Consider the following 21388-nt stretch of genomic DNA (forward strand, 5'->3'; position numbering starts at 1 on the left):
AACCCGCCCGGAATCCGCGACCGGCCAACGGCGCGACGAGCCGCTCGCTGACTTGGGACCGCGGTAAAGAGCTGGCCCAGCATGCCCAACTCCGCATCGACACCGGCCTGCAGGTCTACTTCGTCGACCCGCACAGCCCCTGGCAACGGGGCACAGTCGGCCGGGCTGACTCGTACGTACGGGTGACCGCCGATCTGCGTCCACCGTGGCCGTGCCATGCCCATGAGCCGCTCACCTGCGGGTTTCTCCGTTCCGTGAAATCGACGCGGAAACCTCCCGCAGGGGCGGCTTGCATGTCAATACGCACAGCAATTAGCGTCCAATCTCGTCGGACGAATCGCCCAATGGCAATGGACGGGGTTTCGTGTACCCCGAGTACGTCTTCCTGCGCCCGTCACGAAATGGAACCACCATGCTCGACGCGCATGAACTCGGCAGGGAGTCCGTGGGACTGCTGCCGGCCTCGAGGTCTGGGCAGAGGGCGGAGGAAACCGCCGGACATGCGCCAGGTTGTCGCGGAGGGCGCCGTCGCAACGAGCCCTCGTCTATGCACGCTGTCTGACTAAGGGCAAGGCCGCTTCCGGTTGCAGTACCAGGCCAGTTGCAGGGCGCGGGGCACTCGGATCCGCTCGGCCCGCGGCGCAGGTGACGCAGCTCATCGCACCACCACCGGCACACCGAGCCGATTCTCTTCGCTGTACGTCTCGGTTTCCGTCCGGTAAAGCGGTGCGCCCGGCGATTCAGCCGCGTACGCAGGACCACTTCCGCACACCAAATCCGCGGTGACATGCGAACTCCCGTATTTCGCAGGTACGCGCCCGGGGCCCGCGCATGCGCCCGGAAACGAGAGCATGCCCCGATTTCTCGCCGCCGAGTCCGCGACCGACACCACCCCACAGGGATCCATTCACAGCTGTGTTGTTCCACGGCCCGTCTGAGGAGTTCCACTTGCTCTCGGCGCTCATCACCGTCACCTCGCTGACGCTGTTCTGGACGGCGGCGTTCACCCTTTGGTGGCAGATGCATGCATGGCGTACGCCCGCGACGCTGGCGGCCACCCGTTTCGCACGGCCCGACGGGGACGCTTGTCTCTCGTTCTCCCTTCTGGTGCCCGCGAGGCACGAGCAGGCGGTCCTCGAACACACCGTCAACGGCCTGCTGCAATCTGCGCACGGGGACTACGAGATCATCATCATCGTCGGCCACGACGACCCCGGCACCGCCGAAGTGGCCGAGCGGGTCGCGGCGTCCGCGCCCGACCGGGTACGGGTGGTGGTCGACACCAACGAGTCGAAGAACAAGCCCAAGGCCCTCAACACCGCGCTGCTCCACTGCTCCGGCGAAGTCGTCGGGGTCTTCGACGCCGAGGACCAGGTCCACCCCGCCCTCCTGACCCATGTGGACCACGCCTTCCGCTCCACTGGGGCTGATGTCGTACAGGGCGGTGTCCAGCTGATCAACTTCCACTCCAGCTGGTACAGCCTGCGCAACTGCCTGGAGTACTTCTTCTGGTTCCGCAGCCGGCTGCACCTGCACGCGCTCAAGGGCTTCATCCCGCTCGGCGGCAACACCGTATTCATCCGCACCGACGTGCTGCGGGAGGCGGGCGGCTGGGACGGGAACTGCCTCGCCGAGGACTGCGACCTCGGAGTGCGGCTGTCCAGCAAAGGCAAGCGCGTGGTCGTCGCGTACGACGCCGAGATGGTCACCCGCGAGGAGACACCTGGCACGCTGGTGAGCCTGCTCAAGCAGCGGACCCGCTGGAACCAGGGCTTCCTTCAGGTCTACCGAAAGAAGGACTGGAAGCAACTGCCCACCCTGGGGCAGCGGATGCTCGCCCGCTACACCCTCATGACGCCGTTCTTCCAGGCGTTCACCGGGGTGATCATCCCGATCAACATCTGGGTGGCGCTCTTCGTCGACGTCCCGGTCGGCATCACGGTCGTCACCTTCTTGCCCGCGCTGACCACCACCGTCACCTTCGTCTTCGAGATCGTGGGCCTGCACGACTTCGGCCGTCAGTACGCCCTGCGGGTGCGCCTGGTGCACTACGTCAAGCTCATCGTGGGCGGTCCCTTCTACCAGCTCCTCCTGGCCGGAGCCGCCACCCGCGCGGTGTGGCGCGAGCAGCGCGGCCGCAACGACTGGGAGCTGACCCGCCATGTTGGCGCCCACCTCGCCGAGGCGACCGGAAAGGACGTGCGCCGGTGACCGTCACCAGGCTCACCGCTACTCGGCCCACTGAGACTGTCCCCGCGCCGCGTACCGAAGCACACCCCCTCGCGAAGAGCCCCGCTCCACGATTCCGCCTCCGCACCTCTGGCCCGGATCTTCTCCTGTGCGGCGTCCTGTTGACGGTGATCCTGACCGTCCAGGGCTGGAACATCACGCGCTTCCCGACCTTCAGCGACGACGAGGGCACGTACCTCGCGCAGGCCTGGTCGGTCCAGCAGGGCAGGGGGCTGGCCCACTACACGTACTGGTACGACCACCCGCCGGTCGGCTGGATCCAGATCGCGCTCATCACATGGCCAGCCTCGCTGATCGACCAGGATGCCATGACGCTGGCGACGATGCGTTACGCGATGCTGCTGGTCGGCGGGATCAGTGCGGTGCTGCTGTACGTGCTGGCACGACGGCTTGGCCTGCCGCGCTGGGCGGCCGGGCTCGGCATGGCATTGTTCGGGCTGTCGCCGCTGGCGGTCGCGCTGCAGCGGGAGATCTTCCTCGACAACATCGCGGTGATGTGGATGCTGCTGGCGTTCTGCCTGGCCGCGTCCCCCCGCCACCATCTGTGGCACCACTTCGGGGCCGGGTTGGCCGCCGCCACCAGCGTCCTGAGCAAGGAGACGATGCTGGTCGTGCTGCCGGCGCTGCTGGTGACGATGTGGCAGCACAGCCACCGTGACACCCGAAAGTTCGCGGTGACCGGCGCGGTGGCCGCGTGCGGGCTGACCGGGCTGGGTTATCCGCTCTATGCCCTGCTCAACCATGAACTGTTCCCGGGCCGGGGGCACGTCTCGCTGATCGACGGGATCAGATTTCAGATGAGCCGTGAGGGCTCGGGCTTCATCCTCGCCAAGGGCACCAACTCGCACGCCGTCTTCGAGTCGTGGCTCTACTACGACACAGTGCTTCCGCTCGGCGGGCTTGCCGGCGCTGTGCTGCTGCTGGGTGTCCTGCGCTGGTCGGTGACGGCCAGGGCGCTGGCCGGTCCCGCTCTCGCCGTGGCGACCCTCGCTCTGGTCGCCATGCGTCCGTCGGGCTATCTGCCCGCCATGTACGTGATCCAGGTGCTGCCCTTTCTCGCCCTGATCGTCGCCGGGACCGCCTCGAGCGTCGCCCACGCGGTGTTGCTTCGCGGCGCCCGGCGCGGCGCCCGGCACGGCGCCCGGCGCGGCGCCCGGGCCTTCCGGTACGCCCGCGGGACGCTGCTCGCCGCCCTGGGCGCGACCGTCGCCGTCCTGGTCGTATCGCACTGGTACGACGGCGACCGCACCGCCCTGACCGCCGACGCCAACGCGCCCTACCGGGCGGCCGCCGCCTGGATACGGGACGACGTGGCGGACCCGGGCCGCACGCGGGCGCTGGTCGACGACGCCCTGTGGCTCGACCTCGTCCACGCCGGATACCGCCCCGGTGACGGCGCCATCTGGTTCTACAAGGCCGACCTCGACCCCGCTGTCGCCAGGACGCTGCCGAACGGCTGGCGGGACATCGACTACGTGGTCGCCTCCCCTACGGTGCGCCGGGACGCCGTTGACCTGCCGACCGTCAAGGCGGCACTGCAGCACTCCACCCCGGTCGCGGTCTTCGGCGAGGGCGCCGACCGTATCGAGATCCGCCGCATCGCTGGAGGAACCAAGTGACCGTGCTCAGTAGCGGTACGGAAGAGGCCAACGCCCCCGATCTGCACGCCGGAGCGCCCACCGCGCACGGCTCCGTCACCGTGGTCATCCCCACCTTCAACGAGCCCGACAACATCCGCGAACTCCTCGCCCGGCTGGCCGATTCCCTCCCTGATCGGCTGCCCGGCTGCGAAGTCGTCTTCGTGGACGACAGCACCGACGACACCCCGGCGGTGGCCGAGACGGCGACCCGCGACTGCCCGTTCCCTGTCACCGTCATCCACCGCGACACCCCGGCCGGCGGACTCGGCGGCGCCGTCGTCGAGGGCCTGAGGGCCGCCCACTCCGAGTGGGTCGTCGTGATGGACGCCGATCTGCAGCATCCGCCGTCCCTCGTCCCCGCGCTCGTCGAGACCGGCACCCACAAGAGCGCCGACCTGGTCGTCGCCAGCCGCTACACCGGCGGCGGCAGCCGCGCCGGGCTCGCCGGGGCCTACCGGGTCGCGGTCTCGCGCGGCGCGACCTGGCTCACCAAGGGCTTGTTCCCGCGGGCCCTGCACGGCATCAGCGACCCGATGAGCGGCTTCTTCGCCATCCGCCGCGACGCGGTGCGCAACCATCGCGACAGCGGCGCGCTGCACCCGTTGGGGTACAAGATCCTGCTGGAGCTGGCGGCCCGCAGCCGCCCCCGCCCCGTCGCCGAGGTGCCTTTCGTCTTCCAGGACCGCTACGCGGGCGAGTCCAAGTCGACCGTCCGGGAGGGAATGCGCTTCCTCGCCCACCTGGTGAGGCTACGCACCGCTTCGCCGGTCGCGCGGGCACTGGTCTTCGGCCTGATCGGGCTCACCGGCTTCGTGCCCAACCTGGCGGTGCTGGCCGTGCTCACGTCCGCGGGTATGCACTATGTGCCCGCCGAGATCGTCGCGAACCAGTTCGGCGTGCTGTGGAATTTCCTGCTGATCGAACTGCTGCTGTTCCGGGAACGCCGTCGCCACCGCCACTGGGCCGACCGCGTGGGCAGGTTCGGGCTGCTGGCCAACGCCGACCTGCTGCTGCGCATCCCGCTGATCACGCTGTTCGTCGGAGGACTCGGGATGGGGGTGTTCACGGCGACCGCGTTCGCCCTGGTCGTGACCTTCCTCCTGCGGTTCGCGGGCACCGAGACGCTGGTCTACCTGCCACGCCGTGGCCGCCCGGAAGCCGGCCGCCGAGGAAAGATCGAGGAGGCCTGATGACGAGAAGAGCACGCGGCCCCTTCGCGGCCGCCACCGCCTTCATCCTCGCAGCCATGGCGGCCCCCTTCCTCCTGCTGTCGGCCCCCGAGGCGGCCGAGGCGGGCACCAGCCTCATCATCAACCCCGGCTTCGAGACGGCCGGAACCGGCGACATGCCGGCCTGCTGGGAGAAGTCCGGCTGGGGAGACAACGACTTCACCTTTACCACCACCGCCGACGCGCACTCCGGAAGCAAGGCGATGACGGTCGCCCTGACCCGCCGCGTGAACGGCGACCGCAAGGCGATGATGACCGAGACGCCCGACTGCGCCCCGAACGTGACGGCGGGACAGCAGTACGACCTGTCGGTCTGGTACAAGTCGACGACCGCGGACACCGCGGTCACCCTCTTCCGGCACGACACCACGGCCGGCTGGCAGTACTGGACCGACCTGATGAACCCGCCGGTCAGCGCCGCCTGGAACAAGGCCGAGGTGCGCACGCCGCCGGTCCCGGCCGGCACCGACCAGCTCACCTGGGGCGTGTCCGTCTACGGCGCCGGCAGCGTCACCACCGACGACTACACCGCCGAACTCGTCGGCGGCACACCACCGGAACCGGTGTGCACGGGCACCGGCGCGCAGTGCCGGGACGGCAAGTGGGACGTCCTGCCCGCGCAGAACCCGGTACGCTCGATGCACTCCGTGGTCCTGAAGAACGGCAAGGTGCTGCTCATCGCGGGCTCCGGCAACAACACCGACAACTTCGCGGCCGGCAGCTTCACTTCAGCCGTCTACGACCCCGAGGCCGGCACCTACAAGGTCATCCCCACCCCCGACGACATGTTCTGCTCGGGCCACATCCAGCTGTCCGACGGCCGCGTACTGATCATGAGCGGTAACAAGGCTTACCCCGCCGCCGACGGCTCGCACGGCTACGAGGGCTACCGGCACAGCTACGTCTTCGATCCGGACACCGAGACCTACACGCAGACCAATGACCTCAACGACGGCCACTGGTATCCCTCTGCGACCGAGCTGGGCAACGGGGATGTACTGTCCTTCGGCGGCCTGCGCGAGGACTCCACGGGCTCGGTGACGGCCGAGAAGTGGTCGGCCGCGCAGAACAAGTGGCTCCCGCTGTCGCAGGTCAACCAGACCTGGTCGTACTGGGGGCTGTACCCGTCGATGATCCTCATGCAGGACGGCCGGCTCTTCTACTCCGGCAGCCATGTCTTCGGCAACGGCACACCCGGCACCGGCTCCGCGGTCTACGACTACGATGCCAACACCGTCACACCCATCAACGGCCTGCAGAACAAGGACCAGCGCGACCAGTCAGCCAGCGTGCTGCTGCCCCCGGCGCAGGACCAGCGCGTCCTGACCATCGGCGGCGGCAACATCGACAGCAACCCCGACGGCAACCGGCTCACCGACCTCATCGACCTGAAGCAACCGAACCCGGCGTACTCCGCGGGACCGCTGCTGCCCCAGGGCACCGTCGACCTGCCGACGGGCACCGTCCCGCAGACCGGCGCCCAGGGCAAGATGTACGTCTCGGCCGTCCTCCTGCCCGACGGCAAGATCCTGGAGACCGGCGGCGGACTGCACAACCGGGCGGACCCCGTCCACGAGACGTCGATCTTCGATCCCCAGACCGAGACCTTCGCCCCCGTCGCCGCCGACCCCGAGGCCCGCGGCTATCATTCCTCGGCCTTCCTGCTGCCGGACGGCCGCGTCATGGCCACCGGCGACAACCCCGGCAACGGCACGTGGAACCACAATGTGTCGATCTACACGCCGCCGTACCTCTTCAAGGGCCCCCGGCCGCAGATCACCTCGGTCACCGACAATCACTGGACGTACGGCAGCAGCCAGCGGATCGGCGTCGACCGCACCATCGCCAGGGCCGAACTGATCCGCCCGGCCGCGGTCACCCACTCCTCCGACCCCAACCAGCGCTTCGTAGACCTGCCGCTGACCGTCGTCAACGGCACCACCATTGACCTCAACGTCACCAGCAACCCCAATGTGGCGCCGCCCGGCTGGTACATGCTCCTCGCGGTCGACGCCAACGGCGTGCCCTCGGTGGCGAAGTGGGTCCACCTGGACGCCCAGGCAAGCGCCACCGCCCTGCGCTCCACGGCTTCGGCCCGCGCGGACATCCCGTCCCCGCACATCCACGACTTCGCACAGGACCTGGCGAACAAGCCCCAAAAGCCAGGGAAGAGGCGCACCTCGGCCCCGGTCGGCGTCCGCGTCTCCGGCTGCGACAACCACTACGGCACCCCCGACCTCTGTGTCCCGGCCGTCTTCCCGAACACCGTCAAGGCCACCGCAGCCGCCCGCTGCACATGGCTGAGCAGACACGATTTCCAGCTGCCGTTGAAGGTCAACGGTGCCGCCGACCCGCTGCGGCTCGATCCGAACCACAACGGCATGGCCTGCGACCGTACCGACGGCATGTCACCCAGGTGACAGCTGCACGGCGGCGGCTCAGCGTAGGGCGCTTCGTCGTCTTGACCAGCCGCCACACACCTGTAGGCCAGACGAACCCTCGACAGGCTTGACCAGTTCCGCCGCAGCGCCCCGTAGCGCTTCGGAATGGCTTCACACTCCTGTGAGCAACACTCGGGGGAGGGAGGAGCCCGGTGACCCCGGGTGGTCACCCCGGAGAGTGGCTCTGGCGGAGGTGAAGGCCGCACATGCCTTGTCCGCGGTCGCGGCGGTGGTCCCTTCCTTCAGCCACTTGTCGACCTGCCGGTTGGAGTACCAGGTGTAGTTGGTGTCACCTGCTGTGGTTGCCCTCCGGCTCGTCGTCCGGCGTCAAGGACTGACCGTCGGGGGCGACCTGCAGGAAGACGTGCTGGTGCCCCAGGCCGGCGTCGACGTCGACCGCGTCAAGTTCGGTGGCTCCGATCGACCAGACGTCGATGCCCTGATCCCGCTGCGAGGCCGCCGCCGCGACGAGCCGCTTCTTCAGGGAGGGGGGTGCCCCGAGGGCCAGCCGGTAGGAGTCCACGGCGCCGTCCAGCGCGCGGACGGCCGCGGAGAAGTTGGAACGGGCCACGTTGTATCCGGTGTCCCCGGACGGCGGGTGGGCAAGGGCCGCGACGGCCGCCGCCGTCACCGCCTTCCACCGCCCGGCCTCAGCGGCTCCCGCGGCCCTGGGTGCGCGCCCTTCGTGCGGCATCGCCGTCTCCATCTGCCCGAGCACCGGCATCAGGCGTGCGGCGAGGTCTCTCGCCTGTGTGGTGAGCGCCTTGACCTGCTTGGCGTTGCGGGCGGCTTCCTGGGCGCGGGCGCGGTCGGCGAGCTGCCGGGTCGGGTCGGCCGAGGCCGTACGCCCCGCCCCCATCAGGGCGGCCACCAGGCCCGCCAGCAGGGCCAGCCCGAGGACGGCGCCGACGCCGGCGAACAGCCCGTGGCGGAAGGCCCCGTGGGCGGCGGCGCCCGGCCTTACCGGTGCGGTGAGGCGGCGCACGGTCGTTGACGACGGCAAGGTGGGTCCTTTCGCTGTGCTGTGCCGGCGGACTGGCGGGAGCCCGCGTGCCCGGCGCGCCCCCGGCACGGTGGGCGTGCCGGGAGGCGGTACCGCCGGTCAGTCGGTGCTTTCGGGGTCGCAGTTGAACTTCGCCGCGCCGGCCGTCATCTTGATGCCGCCGAGAATGTGCGACAGGAACAGCGGGTCGGTGTAGCTCTCCTTCGTGTGGCCCATGCCGGTGTAGAAGGACCGGCCGCCGTCGTACGGGTGGCACCACGCGATGGGGTGGTCGGCGCCCATCGAGCCGCCGGAGTAGCCGACCGGGTTGTACGTCCTCTCGTCCAACGTGGCCAGGACGCGCACGGCGGAGCGGGGGTTGGAGCGGTAGTTGTACCACTCGTCGGTGCGGGTCCAGCGGTTCGGCAGGTCCTTGGTGGCGGGGGTGCCCCGGCCCGCGACGTTCACGGTCGCCTGCTGGATCGACGGGTGGTCCAGGAAGTACGCGCCGACCAGGCCGCCGTACCAGGACCAGGTGTACCCGGAGTCGGCGGCGGCGTGGATGCCGACGAAGCCGCCGCCGTTCTCGATGTAGTGCTGGAAGGCGTCCTTCTCGGACTGCTGGTCCAGCGGGTCGCCGGTGGTGGAGATGAAGACGACCGACTGGTACTTCGCCAGGTTTGCGTCGTTGAATTGGGTGGCGTCCTCGGTGGTGTCCACCGTGAAGCCGTTCTCCTGGCCGAGCTTCTCGACGGCCGCGATGCCGTCGGGGATGGAGTCGTGCCGGTAGCCGGTGGTCTTGGAGAACACCAGCACTTTGAACGCCGGTGAAGCGGCGTGTGCGGTGGTGGCGCTGGTGGCCGCGAGCGGCAGGGCCAGAGCGGCCGCCGACAGCAGCGCAACGATACCTCTACGGGACATCATCAACCTTTCGTGACCTGATTTCCGGGGACGGGGGTGCTGGATCAGCTGAAGGCGCCGGGCAGGTGCTGGTCGACGTTCTCCTTGGTCACGGCGCCGGCCTCTGGAAGACCACATGGGGGTTCGTCGACTTGTCGATCTCGCTGATCAGTTGGCTCCTCGCGGACGACCTCGGTGAGGAGGCTCCTGAGGGCTGCCATGTTTCGTGGGCGGGGATCCGGGGTCTGAGGCCGGTCGTGGATCCCTGGCGCTTTTCCTCGGGGGAACTGCTGTGGTGACGGTCGGTGTTTACTGGTGAGTCCGTGCGTCCGTGCAGGTTTTCCGGAACAGTCCGCTTCCTGTAGCCCGGAGGGCTGAGAGGAAGGTAGTTCTCACAGCGTTGTTTGAAAAGGGTTCGCGAACCGCTCGTGCCCTTCGTGGCCGGAAGCGGCAACGGGTGTAACAGTTTTGGGCAATGAGTGACGGCGCACGGCTGGAATGTCGGGGACTTCGTATGCGTTCACCGGTGCGGCGGGATGCCGGACCGTCCACCCTCCTACCTCTGGCCTGGAAAGCTTGAGTTCGGTAAGGGTCGGCAGGCCATGCGCCCGACGACTTGCGGGACTCCTCACGCGAAGGACGCGCGAGCCCCGTACCGAGGCAGGCGGGTATTACCGGAGCGCATGGTCGAATGTGCCCCGGCATTTACCGGCGACTGCCGTTCGGGCTGACACCGGTGAGTCGACTCCGGCCTTTTCGGCCGGGGAATGAAAGTTGTTCGACCGGTCGGATTTCCATCAGGAGTTCCTTGGAATCCTCCTTTTCGTGGATGGAGCGTGAACATCGGTTGCGGGCGTCCGGCTATGCGGTCCCGGCCACGCGTCGGTGGGGCCGCGGGGCGGCCGGCTTCGCGGAGCACGGTCAGGGAGCGACCGCGAGGGTGTCGTCGGCACCGGAGGCCAGCGGCAGGTTCTCCTGCGAGACCTTCTCGGGCTCGACGGGCGTCCACACGCTGCCGTTCTCGGCGCTGCGCTCCACCGCGGCCAGCACCCGCTGCACCTGCAGTCCGTCGGCGAAGGACGGCTCGGGGTCCCGGTCCTCGATGATGGCCTGCAGCAGATCGCGTGCCTGATGCACGAAGGTGTGGTCGTAGCCGAGTCCGTGACCGACCGGCCACCACCCCTCGAGATAGGGATGGTCGGGTTCGGTGACCAGGATCCGGCGGAAGCCCGCCGTCGCGGCCGCCTGGGTGTGGTCGTGGAAGTCCAGTTCGTTGAGGCGCTCCAGATCGAAGGCGATGCTGCCGCGGTCGCCGTTGATCTCGATGCGCAGCGCGTTCTTACGGCCGGCGGCGACCCGCGTGGCCTCGAAGGACGCGACGGCGCCGCCGGGGAACCGCCCGGTGAACAACGCTGCGTCGTCCACCGTGACGGGGCCGCGCGGCGTCGAACCGTCGACGACGGCCGCGAGCCCGGAGGACACCGCGCAGCGGGCGTTCGCGGACGAACGTCTCGGTCAGGGCCGACACTCCCGACAGCTGATCCCCGACGAGATACTGGGCGAGGTCGACGATGCGTGCGCCGAGGTCGCCCAGCGCGCCGGAGCCGGCGTGCTCGCGCTGCAGCCGCCGCACCAGCGGAAACTCCGGATCCACGATCCAGTCCTGCAGATACTGCGCACGTACGTGGCGCAGGCTGCCGAGGCGGCCCTCGACGATCAGCCGACGGGCCATGGCGAGCGCCTGTGTGCGCCGGTAGCTGAGCCCCACCATGGAACGCACGCCGCGACGCGAGGCAGTGGCGGCGGCAGCAGCCATCGTCTCCGCCTCCTCGACGGAGTTGGCGAGCGGCTTCTCGCAGAGCACGTGCTTGCCTGCCTCCAGCGCCGCGATCGCAATCTCGGCGTGACTGGAGCCAGGGGTGCAGATGTCCACCAACTGCACATCGGGGCGGGCGATCAAGGCCCGCCAGTCGGTCTCGGTGGCGGCCCAGACCTGACGCCGGGCGGCCTCTTCCAACGCCGCTTGCTCACGTCCGGCGAGGGCAGCCATGATCGGGCGCATGGGCAGGTCGAACGCGCAGGCGACGGCACGCCAGGCATGTGAGTGCGCGCGGCCCGTGAAGGCGTATCCGACCATGCCCACCCCGATCGCGGGCGAGCCGTTCTGACTGTCCATAGGCGCTCCTCAAGGATGCGTGTGGGCGCAGGGAACGGACACGGGAACGCGTCCGTTCGCGGGAACGGATTCCGGCCGCGCTGGCGCGTCAGGACGGTGAGAAGATGTGGTCGCTGATCAGTCGGGTGGCCCCGACGACGCCTGCGACCTGGCCGAGCTCGCCGAGGACGATCGGCAGGTTGCCGGTCGCCAACGGCAGGGACTGCCGGTAGACCTGGGTGCGGATGCTCGCCAGGAGGGTGTGCCCCAGCCCGGTGAGCCCTCCCCCGATGACCACCATGCCGGGGTTGAAGAAGCTGACCAGGCCCGCGATGACCTGACCGGTACGGGTTCCGCCGAGGCGGATCAGTTCCAGGGAGGCGGTGTCCCCGGCGCCGGCGGCTGCCGACACGTCTTCGGGGGTCAGTCGCCCCATCGCCTCGAGCCGCCCGGCCAACTCCGCCGATCGGCCCGCCTGGGCGAGCGCGGTCGCGTCACGCACCAGGGCGTTGCCGCCGAAGTGCGCCTCCAGGCAACCGGTGTTGCCGCAAGCGCACGGCGACCCGTCCGGGTCCACCTGGATGTGGCCGATGTCGCCGGCACTTCCGGTGACACCCCGGTGGACATCGCCGGCGACCACGATGCCGCAGCCGATGCCGGTGCCGACCTTGACGCACAGGAAGTCGCGTACGGAGCGGGCGACACCGGCCTGCTGCTCACCCAGGGCCATCAGGTTCACGTCGTTGTCGACGAGGACGGGGCAGCCGAGCTCCTGACTCAGCACCTCGCGGATGGGGAAACCGTCCCAGCCGGGCATGATCGGCGGTGCGACGGGGACGCCCTCGGGGAACCGGACGGGTCCCGGCACGCCGATCCCGGCGCCGTCGAAGTGCTCCGCCAGCCCCGCCTCACGCAGCTTGGCGGCCAGAGCGAGCACCCGCTCGAACACGGCGACCGGGCCCTCACGCACGTCCAGCGGCTCGGACAGGTGGCCGAGCACCTCCAGCTCCGCGTTGGTGACCGCGGCGTCCACGGAGGTGGCACCTATGTCCACGCCGAGGAAGCGCAGCGAGGGGGCTATCCGGACGTTGTGCGAGCGGCGGCCGCCACGGGAAGCGGCGAGACCGTCCTGGACGACGAGGCCCGTCTCCAGCAGCCGTTCGATCTCGACAGCGAGCTTGGAACGCGACAGTTCGACCTGGTCTCCCAGAGCGACGCGGGACTGCGGACCGAGGTCGCGCAGCAGGCGGAGCAGCCTGGCCTGGTCGACATTGGCCGGTCGAGCCGTCATACGCCTCACGCCGCCCCTCCCGTCGTCGACGAAGTCGTACGCACACCCGGAACTTCGGGGGCGACTTTCCTGAGGACCGTAGCACCGTGGTGCCGAACACGAAAGAACTTGTGCAGCAGTCGGTTGTACTTTCATCTCGCAATGGACAAAGCCGATTTGAAGTAGCCGCCGCCGGCGCGCGTGCCGGGCTCAGGTCTGCACTGTGCCCGCCGGAGAGGGCCTGGCGGCGGCCGCGGAAAGCGGGCAGGCCCGATGGGTTGGAGCCGGCCGGCTCCAACCCATCGGGCCTGCTGCTGTGCTGTCGAGTCGTCCGTGCGGGCGCGGCAGAAGTTCGTTGAGATCTGGCGAGCCCTCACGGATCAGGCGGGGACGTTCGCCCCCGTGAGCACCTCACCGATTCACGGCTGGGTGTGCGGCTTGCCGACGTCGGAACGGCCGGCGGCCTTCTTGATCTGACCCGCCTCCCGTTGGTCGACGACGCCCTCGTGCCGGAGGGCCGCCACGATGTGCTCGACGTGCGAGACGAATCCGCCGTGACTGCTCCAGGACCGGTGATCCTCGATCAGCTCGTTTATGGTGCAGCCGTTTGCCGTGACGCGGTTCGGGATGCCCGTGTTGACCGAGCCGACGAACACCGTGGCACGAGCGTCCGTCTCCGGGCAGTTGGTGGGCGGCTTGCTGTCGACGACGGTGAGGGACAGCGACTTGGCCGTGGACGTGTTGCCGGCCTTGTCGGTGGCCCGGTACAGGAAGGTGTGGCTCCCCGCCCTGTCCACCGCCACCGGCGCGGTGTATGGCAAATAGGGGCCGCCGTCGAGCGAGTACTCGACCTTGTCCACCCCCGAACCGGAGTCCGAAGCCGACACCGTCACCGTCGCACCGGAGACGTAGTCACCCGACGCGTCCTTCGTACCCGACACCGACGCAGAGGTATCCGGCGCAGTCGTATCCGCGGGCGAAGACGCCACCACCGTGAACGACACCGACTTCACCGCAGAGGTGTTACCAGCCTTGTCCGTCGCCCGGTACGCCACCGCATGCTCACCCACGCTACTCACCTGCACCGGAGCGGAGTAAGCCGCAAAAGCCCCACCGTCGACCGCGTACTCGATCTTGTCCACCCCCGACTCCGCGTCCGAAGCCGACACCGTCACCGTCGCACTGGAAACGTAGTCACCCGACGCGTCCTTCGTACCCGACACCGACGCAGAGGTATCCGGCGCAGTCGTATCCGCGGGCGAAGACGCCACCACCGTGAACGACACCGACTTCACCGCAGAGGTGTTACCAGCCTTGTCCGTCGCCCGGTACGCCACCGCATGCTCACCCACGCTACTCACCTGCACCGGAGCGGAGTAAGCCGCAAAAGCCCCACCGTCGACCGCGTACTCGATCTTGTCCACCCCCGACTCCGCGTCCGAAGCCGACACCGTCACCGTCGCACTGGAAACGTAGTCACCCGACGCGTCCTTCGTACCCGACACCGACGCAGAGGTATCCGGCGCAGTCGTATCCGCGGGCGAAGACGCCACCACCGTGAACGACACCGACTTCACCGCAGAGGTGTTACCAGCCTTGTCCGTCGCCCGGTACGCCACCGCATGCTCACCCACGCTACTCACCTGCACCGGAGCGGAGTAAGCCGCAAAAGCCCCACCGTCGACCGCGTACTCGATCTTGTCCACCCCCGACTCCGCGTCCGAAGCCGACACCGTCACCGTCGCACTGGAAACGTAGTCACCCGACGCGTCCTTCGTACCCGACACCGACGCAGACGTATCCGGCGCAGTCGTGTCTTGCCCGGAGCCTGCGGTGACGGTCAGTTCGCCCGACATGATGTGACCCGGCATCGCGCAGTAGTAGCGGTAGACGCCGGGGGTCAGGGTGACCTGGGCCGTGTGCTTGCCTGCGCTCGAGTCCGACGGGCTCGCCTGGATGTTGAGGCTGACGTCGGTGTTGTAGTCGGGGTTGGAGGTGTCGAACGTCAACGTGTGCGGCATCCCCGTCGTGTTGCCGGTCGCCGCGCTGTTCTCGAACACGATCGTCGCCGGCCCGGCCACCGCGGTGGTGGGGGCGGAGACATAGCCCGTGTATCCGTCGCCGGCCGTCCAGGTGAGCACCTGGGCCGTGGCGTCGGCGCGGCCGAGGGCCGCGTAGGCGGCCGGCGCAGCCAACGAGAAGGCCGTGATCAGCACAGCCCCCAACACCACCAGCAATGGGCGCGTGCCGAACCGGCTACGTGGCGCGGATCTGGAGGGAGGCGGATCCGTCTGGGCATGGAGCAGTCTTCTGAACACCGCTGCACCTTTCGCGAATCGCTTGTTGCGGTACCGCGCAGGGGTTGCTTCGCGGTACCGCCGGGTGGACGACCGGCCGCCGGGACAACCGCGTCGGGGCCCGTCCGGCCGGGTGCCGCCGCGGAACTCGGTCCGGGGCGGCGGTGGCACACAGTCCGTCAGCCTGACCGGCGCCCTGAACTCAACGGGGCGATGCGAGCAGGGCGCTGGGAGTGATCACCGGGGCGGGACGACGGCGAACGGTCGCGGTCACACACGAACGAGCGGGGTGCGCTCCACTTTGTGCCGGAGCGGTAGCGCCGCGGGCTCGCGCGTGGTTCACCCACCTCCCCCGGATTGCAGCAACGAGGGGAAGCTAGCGTCCTTTTGATGGCTCGCCAAGGTCTATGACCACAGTCCGACCAACTTTGACCTGAGTCTGGAAAAACTGCAGAAGCCCCGTTACCGTGAGGCCGTTCTCAGGCGCAGTCCGTCTCCCTAGCGAGCCGGTCTCGGCAGGCCGACACATCGGCCGGCCGGACGGCCCGGACCCGAGCCCGATCCACCGGCCTTCTATGTGGCCCCGCGGGGCCGAACGCCCGGCGCACCACCACAAACCGCCGCGTACGGATGCTGTGTTGCCCGGGCGGCACACCTCACGATCACACAAGACTTTCAGGCACCCCCAGGCCTGTCGCGGATTGGAGAGCGATGACCGACTCAGGCGCAGGCACGCGACGCCTCTTCTCCCGGAGATCGTTCGCCACCAAAACCATGGCGGCGGCCGTCGTCCCCGCCGTGCTCGGCAGCACCGCCGCCGCACCCATGGACAAGCCGACCGCGAAAGGCAACGGCGGCGAAGTCCGCAACCTGACGCTGTACATGGAGAAACTGCCGAACGGGGACATGGGCTACGGCCTCAACCCCGGCCAGGCGACGGTTCCGGGCCCGCTCATCGAGCTGACCGAGGGCGACACGATGAACATCGAGGTGGTCAACAACCTCGACGTCGCCGCCAGCCTGCACGTGCACGGCCTGGACTACGACGTCGCCAGCGACGGCACGAAGATGAACGACAGCGTCATCCAGCCGGGCGAGCGGCGCACCTATGTCTGGCGTACCCACGCTCCGGGCAAGCGCCACGACGGTACGTGGGAGGCCGGAAGCGCCGGCTACTGGCACTACCACGACCACAATGTGGGAACCGAACACGGCACCGGCGGTATCCGCAAGGGCCTGTACGGCCCCGTGGTGGTGCGGCGCAAGGGCGATGTGTTGCCTGCCAAGCAGTTCACGGTCGTCTTCAACGACATGACGATCAACAACAAGGTCGCTCCCGACACTCCCACCTTCAAGGCCGTCCGCGGAGAGCGGGTGGAGTTCATCGTGGTCACCCACGGGGACTTCTTCCACACCTTCCACGTCCACGGCCACCGCTGGGTGGACAACCGCACCGGGATCCTGGAGGGTCCGCAGGACGTCAGCCGGGTCATCGACACCAAGACCACCGGCCCCGCGGACTCCTTCGGGTTCCAGGTGATCGCCGGCGAACGGGTCGGCGCGGGCCACTGGATGTACCACTGCCACGTCCAGAGCCACTCGGACATGGGCATGTCCGGGGTCTTCATGGTGACCGAGGCCGACGGCACGGTTCCCGGCGGCATGGCCGGCTCACATGACATGCACGACATGCCTGGCATGTGAGCCGTCGGTGTCGTCCGTCCCGCCACCCCCACCCCACAAGCCACGCCCGTCACACCTGGCCGGACGGTCTTACGGGCGTGTACCACCCTGCCGCCGGTCGGCCGTGGGCCGTGAGGACCCGGGGCGTCCGCGCCCTCACCGGCATCAAAATCCCGGCCATCTCCGGACGTCCTGATGGCCGGTCGGACCCGCCTCACCCGGCGTATGCCGGTCGGGGCCCGTGCGGCAGCCCTGCTCCACCCCTGACCACTCTTCCGTTGTCGGATCGAGTCAAGGAGCACATATGGGCCGAAGAAACCGGTTCGCACTGTCACGACGGAGCGGAGCACCGCCGTCGAGTCCTGTGCGAACCTTCCGTCATGCGCGCCCCTGGCGGCGCGCGGTCGTCCTGCTGTCCAGTTCGGCGCTGGCACTGGGACTGTCACTGCCCGCCATGCAGGCACAAGCGCAGCCGCAGCAGACCGCTGCCCCCGAGGCCCAAAGCGCCGCCGCCGAAGCCTCGGTGAAGGTCCTCGTCTTCCACGGACCAGCCGACAAGCAGGACGACCCGGTCGCCTCCGCCACCTCGGCGATCAGGGAACTGGGTCAGAAGAACGGCTTCTCGGTGGACGAGTCGGATGATCCGGGCGTCATCACCACCGACAGCCTGGCCCGCTACCGCGGCGTGGTCTTCCTGTCGGCCGAGGGTGTGTCCCTCACCTCCGAAGAGGAATCTGCGTTCCAGGCCTACATCAAGGGCGGCGGCGGCTTTGTCGGCGTTCACGACGCCGCGCGCGCGGATGCCTCATCCAGCTGGTTCACCGGCCTGATCGGCACGCGGCCGGCCTCCGGCCTGCCCGCTTCCGAGAAGGTGGCGGAGGTCACGGCAAGCGACGACAACCCGCCGAACGAGACGAAGGCCAATCTGTTCGACGGCAGCAACACGACCAAGTGGCTGGCTCACCAGCCCACGGCCTGGGTCACGGCGAAGATGGACCACCCCGTCGCGGTGGCCCAGTACTCGCTGACGTCGGCCAACGACTCTGCCGGCCGTGACCCCAAGGACTGGACCCTTCAGGGCTCGCAGGACGGGGACACCTGGAAGGCGCTGGACACCCAGAGCGGCCAGAGCTTCGCGGACCGCGCCCAGTCCAAGCAGTACAAGTTCTCCAACACCACCACCTATCAGTACTACCGACTGAACATCACCGCCAACTCCGGTGAGCCGCTTACTCAGTTGGCCGAGCTACGGCTGTTCGGCGCCAACCCGGCGCCCGCGCCGGAGACCAAGGTGCAGCAGGCGGTCGTGGACGTCACAGACCGCCAGCACCCGGCGAACAAGGGCCTGCCGCTGAAGTGGACCCGGTCCGACCAGTGGATGAACTGGGACCCGAACCCCGACGGCAACGTCCAGACGGTCGCCCAGGTCGAGGAGAACTCCTACGACCCCGGGCCGGCGGGCAACGGCGCCTTCCACCCCATCTCCTGGTGCCGGGACTACGACGGCGGTCGGTCGTTCTACACCGGCATGGGCCGCACCGAGGACAGCTACACCTCGGACACCAAGTTCCAGAGTCATCTGCTCGGCGCCATCGAGTGGACGACCGGCATGGTCCGCGGCGACTGCCAGGCGACCATCGCGTCGAACTACTCGGTCGATCGGCTCACGGGCAAGAACCAGGCGGGCCAGCTCGACCAGATCGGCGAGCCGCACGGACTGACGGTGGCGCCCGACGGCAAGAGCTTCTACATCGGCAAGGCGGCATGCCCGAGCGGTCCGATCTCCGACTGGAACGACCCCAAGGTGGGCCTGGGCTGCGGCACGATCCACCAGTGGGACCCCAAGACCAAGCAGGTCAAACTGCTCACCACACTCGACGTGATGGGCAACCGCGGCAGCGGCGACGAGCTGGTCAAGAACGAGGAAGGTCTGGTCGGCATCACGCTCGACCCCAAGTTCGAGCAGAACGGCTGGATCTACGTCTACTGGATGCCGCACGAGTCGGTCGACCGGGACAAGCAGACGGGGCAGCGCACCGTCTCCCGGCTTACCTACGACTTGAAGAGCCAGTCCATCGACAAGAGCACCCGCAAGGACCTGCTGCACTGGACCGCTCAGATCCACAGCTGCTGCCACACGGGCGGCGGCATGACCTTCGACAACGATGGCAACCTCTACGTCGGTGTCGGTGACGACAACTCCTCGCAGGGCGCCGGTGCCGGCTACTCCGGGAACAACTGGACCAAGGACTACCAGGGCCTGTCCTTCCAGGACGCCCGCCGCACGGCCGGCAACACCAATGACCTCAACGGCAAGATCCTGCGGATCCACCCCGAGGCCGACGGCACGTACACGATCCCCAAGGGCAATCTGTTCACCGGCAAGGAGGAAGGGGGCGGCAAGACCCGTCCGGAGATCTACGTCATGGGCGTCCGCAACATCGCGCGGATCTCGTGGGACAAGTCCAACAACTGGCTGACCGCGGCCTGGGTCGGCCCCGACGCGCCGACGCCGGACCCGGAGCTCGGCCCGGCCAAGTACGAGACCGCGAGCATCATCACCTCCGCGGGCAACCAGGGCTGGCCGTACTGCATGGGCAACAAGCAGCCCTACCGTGACCGCAGCAACACCGACGCGAGTGTGCTCACCGGCTGGTACGACTGCGACCACCCGAAGAACACCTCGCCCCGCAACACCGGGCTGGTCGACCTCCCGCCGATCCGCAGCAACATGATCTGGTATTCGCCGCAGGGCGGCGGCGTGGTCTACCCGCAGCGCAGTGACGGCAGCGGACTGCCCACATACGCGAAGAGCGACGAGAAGTACACCGAGCCGTACCTCAAGGGCGGCGGCCAGGCCATCATGGACGGCCCGACCTACCACCGCTCGGAGGTCGACACCAAGAGCGGTGTCGCCTGGCCCGCGTACTGGGACAACAAGTGGTTCATCGGTGACGAGTCCAACGCCAACAACCGTGCCGCGGTCACCGTCACCCCGGACGACGTCAAGGCCCAGTCCAAGCCGGAATTCGGCGAGGACCTGCGCCGGATCCTCCCCGGCGGCATCGGGGACAACAAGATCCAGAGCTGGATGGACGCCAAGTTCGGCCCGGACGGCGCGCTCTACATGCTCGACTACGCCGGCGGCTTCTTCAGCCTGGACCCGAACCAGAAGCTGGTCCGCGTCGCCTACCACGGTGGCCCGGCCACGCCGAACCCGAGCGACGCCTCCGGTCGCCCGGTCGCCCAGAGCAAGCCGCGGACGATCCAGTTCTCGGCCGCGAAGGCGGGCGGCGTCTCCTGGGAGTGGGACTTCGGTGACGGCAGCCAGCCGTCCCACGAGGCCAACCCCACGCACACCTACGCCTCCTACGGCACCTACCACGCCACCCTGAAGGTGACCTACGCCAACGGCGAGCAGTCCACCGGCAAGATCGACGGGACAGCGGGCTGCACGGCGCCCGACGCCCGTGCCAACGTCTGGCTGCTCGACAGCGACACCGGTGTGGCCAACCACAAGGTCGGCGGCGGCTGCACGGTCAACGACCTGATCGACGACGAGGGCGCCTGGCCGAACCACGGCGCGTTCGTCAGCTACCTCAACGGTCTGGTGGACCAGTTCCGCAAGGACGGTGTCCTCGACAACCACGAGGCGGCGACGATCAGCAAGGAAGGCGCCAAGTCGCCCATCGGCAAGACACCCGGCTACAAGTCCATCTTCGACGGATCCGCGTCGAGTCTGGCCGGATGGAGCCAAGCGGGCGCAGGGCAGTTCTCACTCCTGCCGGACGGCACCCTGCACAGCTCCGGCGGCATGGGAATGCTGTGGTACAGCAAGCAGGAGTTCAAGGACTACTCGATCCGGCTGCAGTTCCGGGATGTCGCTCCGGAGGGCCACCAGGCCAACAGCGGTGTCTTCGTGAGGTTCCCCGATCCGCGGACGCCGCTGGACAAGCGGCCTGAGGGCTGCAGCACGACGGGAGCGGCTCGCACCGCCCCGGAGTGGGTGGCGATCTACTGCGGAAACGAGATCCAGATCTACGACGGCGACAGCGGTGAGCCCCAAAAGACCGGCTCCGTCTACAACTTCGATCCGAACGACCTGGCCCACGCGAAGGTCACCCCGAAGGAACAGTGGAACGACTACGAGATCCGGGTCGTCGGACAGCACTACACGATCATCCGCAACGGCGTAGTGATCAAGGAGTTCGACAACACGCCCGGCAAGTCGTCGTCGCGTGCGGGCGATCCGCCCACGGACCTGCGTCAGTTCTTCAGCGGATACGTGGGTCTGCAGAACCACAGTGACAACGACCTGATCGAGTTCCGCAACATCCGGGTGCGGAACCTGTAGCAAGGAGCGACCGGCGCCGGGCTCGGGGCGGCTGTCCCGGGCCCGGTTCTGCGCTGGGCGACGGCCGACGCGCACCCGTGCGGCGGTGACGGGCCTCCCGGGCCGTCCATCACGCCATGGAACGATTCAATGAAGCAGAGGTAATTTTTCGTGTATGGCCCATCAAACCCGGACCCCGAGCTACTTG

Annotated in this window: 10 protein-coding genes and 3 pseudogenes; 7 read left to right on the top strand and 6 right to left on the bottom strand. The window is 68.5% G+C overall.

The genetic code is table 11. The annotated features are described in order from the left end of the window. Nucleotides 1-41: 41 nt before the first annotated feature. The 5 genes and pseudogenes from OG758_RS00875 to OG758_RS00895 all read left to right on the top strand — a co-directional run. A pseudogene (locus tag OG758_RS00875) lies at nucleotides 42-182 on the top strand (IS30 family transposase); the annotation flags it as partial. A gap of 766 nt (nucleotides 183-948) precedes the next feature. Then, on the top strand, nucleotides 949-2211 hold the full coding sequence (locus OG758_RS00880) for a glycosyltransferase (RefSeq protein ID WP_326708131.1): 1263 nt from the start codon (nucleotides 949-951) through the stop codon (nucleotides 2209-2211). Continuing rightward, nucleotides 2208-3869, top strand: a complete 1662-nt coding sequence (locus tag OG758_RS00885; protein WP_442810228.1) for an ArnT family glycosyltransferase — start codon at nucleotides 2208-2210, stop codon at nucleotides 3867-3869. The genes OG758_RS00880 and OG758_RS00885 overlap by 4 nt, the downstream gene beginning before the upstream one ends. Before the next feature lie 41 nt (nucleotides 3870-3910). Then, entirely contained in the window at nucleotides 3911-5080 is a 1170-nt protein-coding gene (locus tag OG758_RS00890; RefSeq protein WP_326715757.1) for a glycosyltransferase family 2 protein, read from the top strand. Further along, entirely contained in the window at nucleotides 5080-7539 is a 2460-nt protein-coding gene (locus OG758_RS00895) for a galactose oxidase-like domain-containing protein (RefSeq protein ID WP_442810229.1), read from the top strand. Before OG758_RS00890 ends, OG758_RS00895 begins: the two co-directional genes overlap by 1 nt. Before the next feature lie 310 nt (nucleotides 7540-7849). Here the strand turns inward: OG758_RS00895 and OG758_RS00900 are convergent, their stop codons facing one another. The 6 genes and pseudogenes from OG758_RS00900 to OG758_RS00920 all read right to left on the bottom strand — a co-directional run. Further along, nucleotides 7850-8563, bottom strand: a complete 714-nt coding sequence (locus OG758_RS00900) for a hypothetical protein (RefSeq protein ID WP_326708133.1) — start codon at nucleotides 8561-8563, stop codon at nucleotides 7850-7852. A 99-nt stretch (nucleotides 8564-8662) separates the two neighbouring features. Further along, nucleotides 8663-9466, bottom strand: coding sequence for a ThuA domain-containing protein (locus OG758_RS00905; RefSeq protein WP_326708134.1), 804 nt, complete (start codon nucleotides 9464-9466; stop codon nucleotides 8663-8665). Between the two features lie 897 nt (nucleotides 9467-10363). Further along, a pseudogene (locus OG758_RS00910) lies at nucleotides 10364-11618 on the bottom strand (Gfo/Idh/MocA family protein). A gap of 88 nt (nucleotides 11619-11706) precedes the next feature. Further along, nucleotides 11707-12888: an ROK family protein gene (locus OG758_RS00915; RefSeq protein ID WP_326708135.1), complete on the bottom strand. Its 1182-nt coding sequence runs from the start codon at nucleotides 12886-12888 to the stop codon at nucleotides 11707-11709. Nucleotides 12889-13286: 398 nt separating this feature from the next. After that, complete coding sequence (locus OG758_RS48755; protein ID WP_442810407.1) at nucleotides 13287-13871, bottom strand: OmpL47-type beta-barrel domain-containing protein; 585 nt, start codon at nucleotides 13869-13871, stop codon at nucleotides 13287-13289. Further along, a pseudogene (locus OG758_RS00920) lies at nucleotides 13848-15104 on the bottom strand (OmpL47-type beta-barrel domain-containing protein); the annotation flags it as partial. The gene OG758_RS48755 and the pseudogene OG758_RS00920, both read right to left, overlap by 24 nt. A 771-nt stretch (nucleotides 15105-15875) precedes the next feature. Between OG758_RS00920 and OG758_RS00925 the strand changes: the two are divergent. Both OG758_RS00925 and OG758_RS00930 read left to right on the top strand, forming a co-directional pair. After that, nucleotides 15876-16868: a multicopper oxidase domain-containing protein gene (locus tag OG758_RS00925; RefSeq protein ID WP_326708136.1), complete on the top strand. Its 993-nt coding sequence runs from the start codon at nucleotides 15876-15878 to the stop codon at nucleotides 16866-16868. A 433-nt stretch (nucleotides 16869-17301) separates the two neighbouring features. Continuing rightward, nucleotides 17302-21201, top strand: a complete 3900-nt coding sequence (locus OG758_RS00930; protein WP_326708137.1) for a ThuA domain-containing protein — start codon at nucleotides 17302-17304, stop codon at nucleotides 21199-21201. Nucleotides 21202-21388 lie beyond the last annotated feature (187 nt).

It is taken from the genome of Streptomyces sp. NBC_01474, from assembly GCF_035918215.1.
GTDB classification, from domain to species: domain Bacteria; phylum Actinomycetota; class Actinomycetes; order Streptomycetales; family Streptomycetaceae; genus Streptomyces; species Streptomyces aureus.

Excerpts from the sequence above, each read along its gene's own strand:
- OG758_RS00930 (WP_326708137.1), top strand. The coding sequence starts at position 17,302 with ATGCAGGCACAAGCGCAGCCGCAGCAGACCGCTGCCCCCGAGGCCCAA.
- OG758_RS00905 (WP_326708134.1), bottom strand. The coding sequence starts at position 9,466 with ATGATGTCCCGTAGAGGTATCGTTGCGCTGCTGTCGGCGGCCGCTCTG.
- OG758_RS00915 (WP_326708135.1), bottom strand. The coding sequence starts at position 12,888 with ATGACGGCTCGACCGGCCAATGTCGACCAGGCCAGGCTGCTCCGCCTG.
- OG758_RS00895 (WP_442810229.1), top strand. The coding sequence starts at position 5,080 with ATGACGAGAAGAGCACGCGGCCCCTTCGCGGCCGCCACCGCCTTCATC.
- OG758_RS00925 (WP_326708136.1), top strand. The coding sequence starts at position 15,876 with ATGACCGACTCAGGCGCAGGCACGCGACGCCTCTTCTCCCGGAGATCG.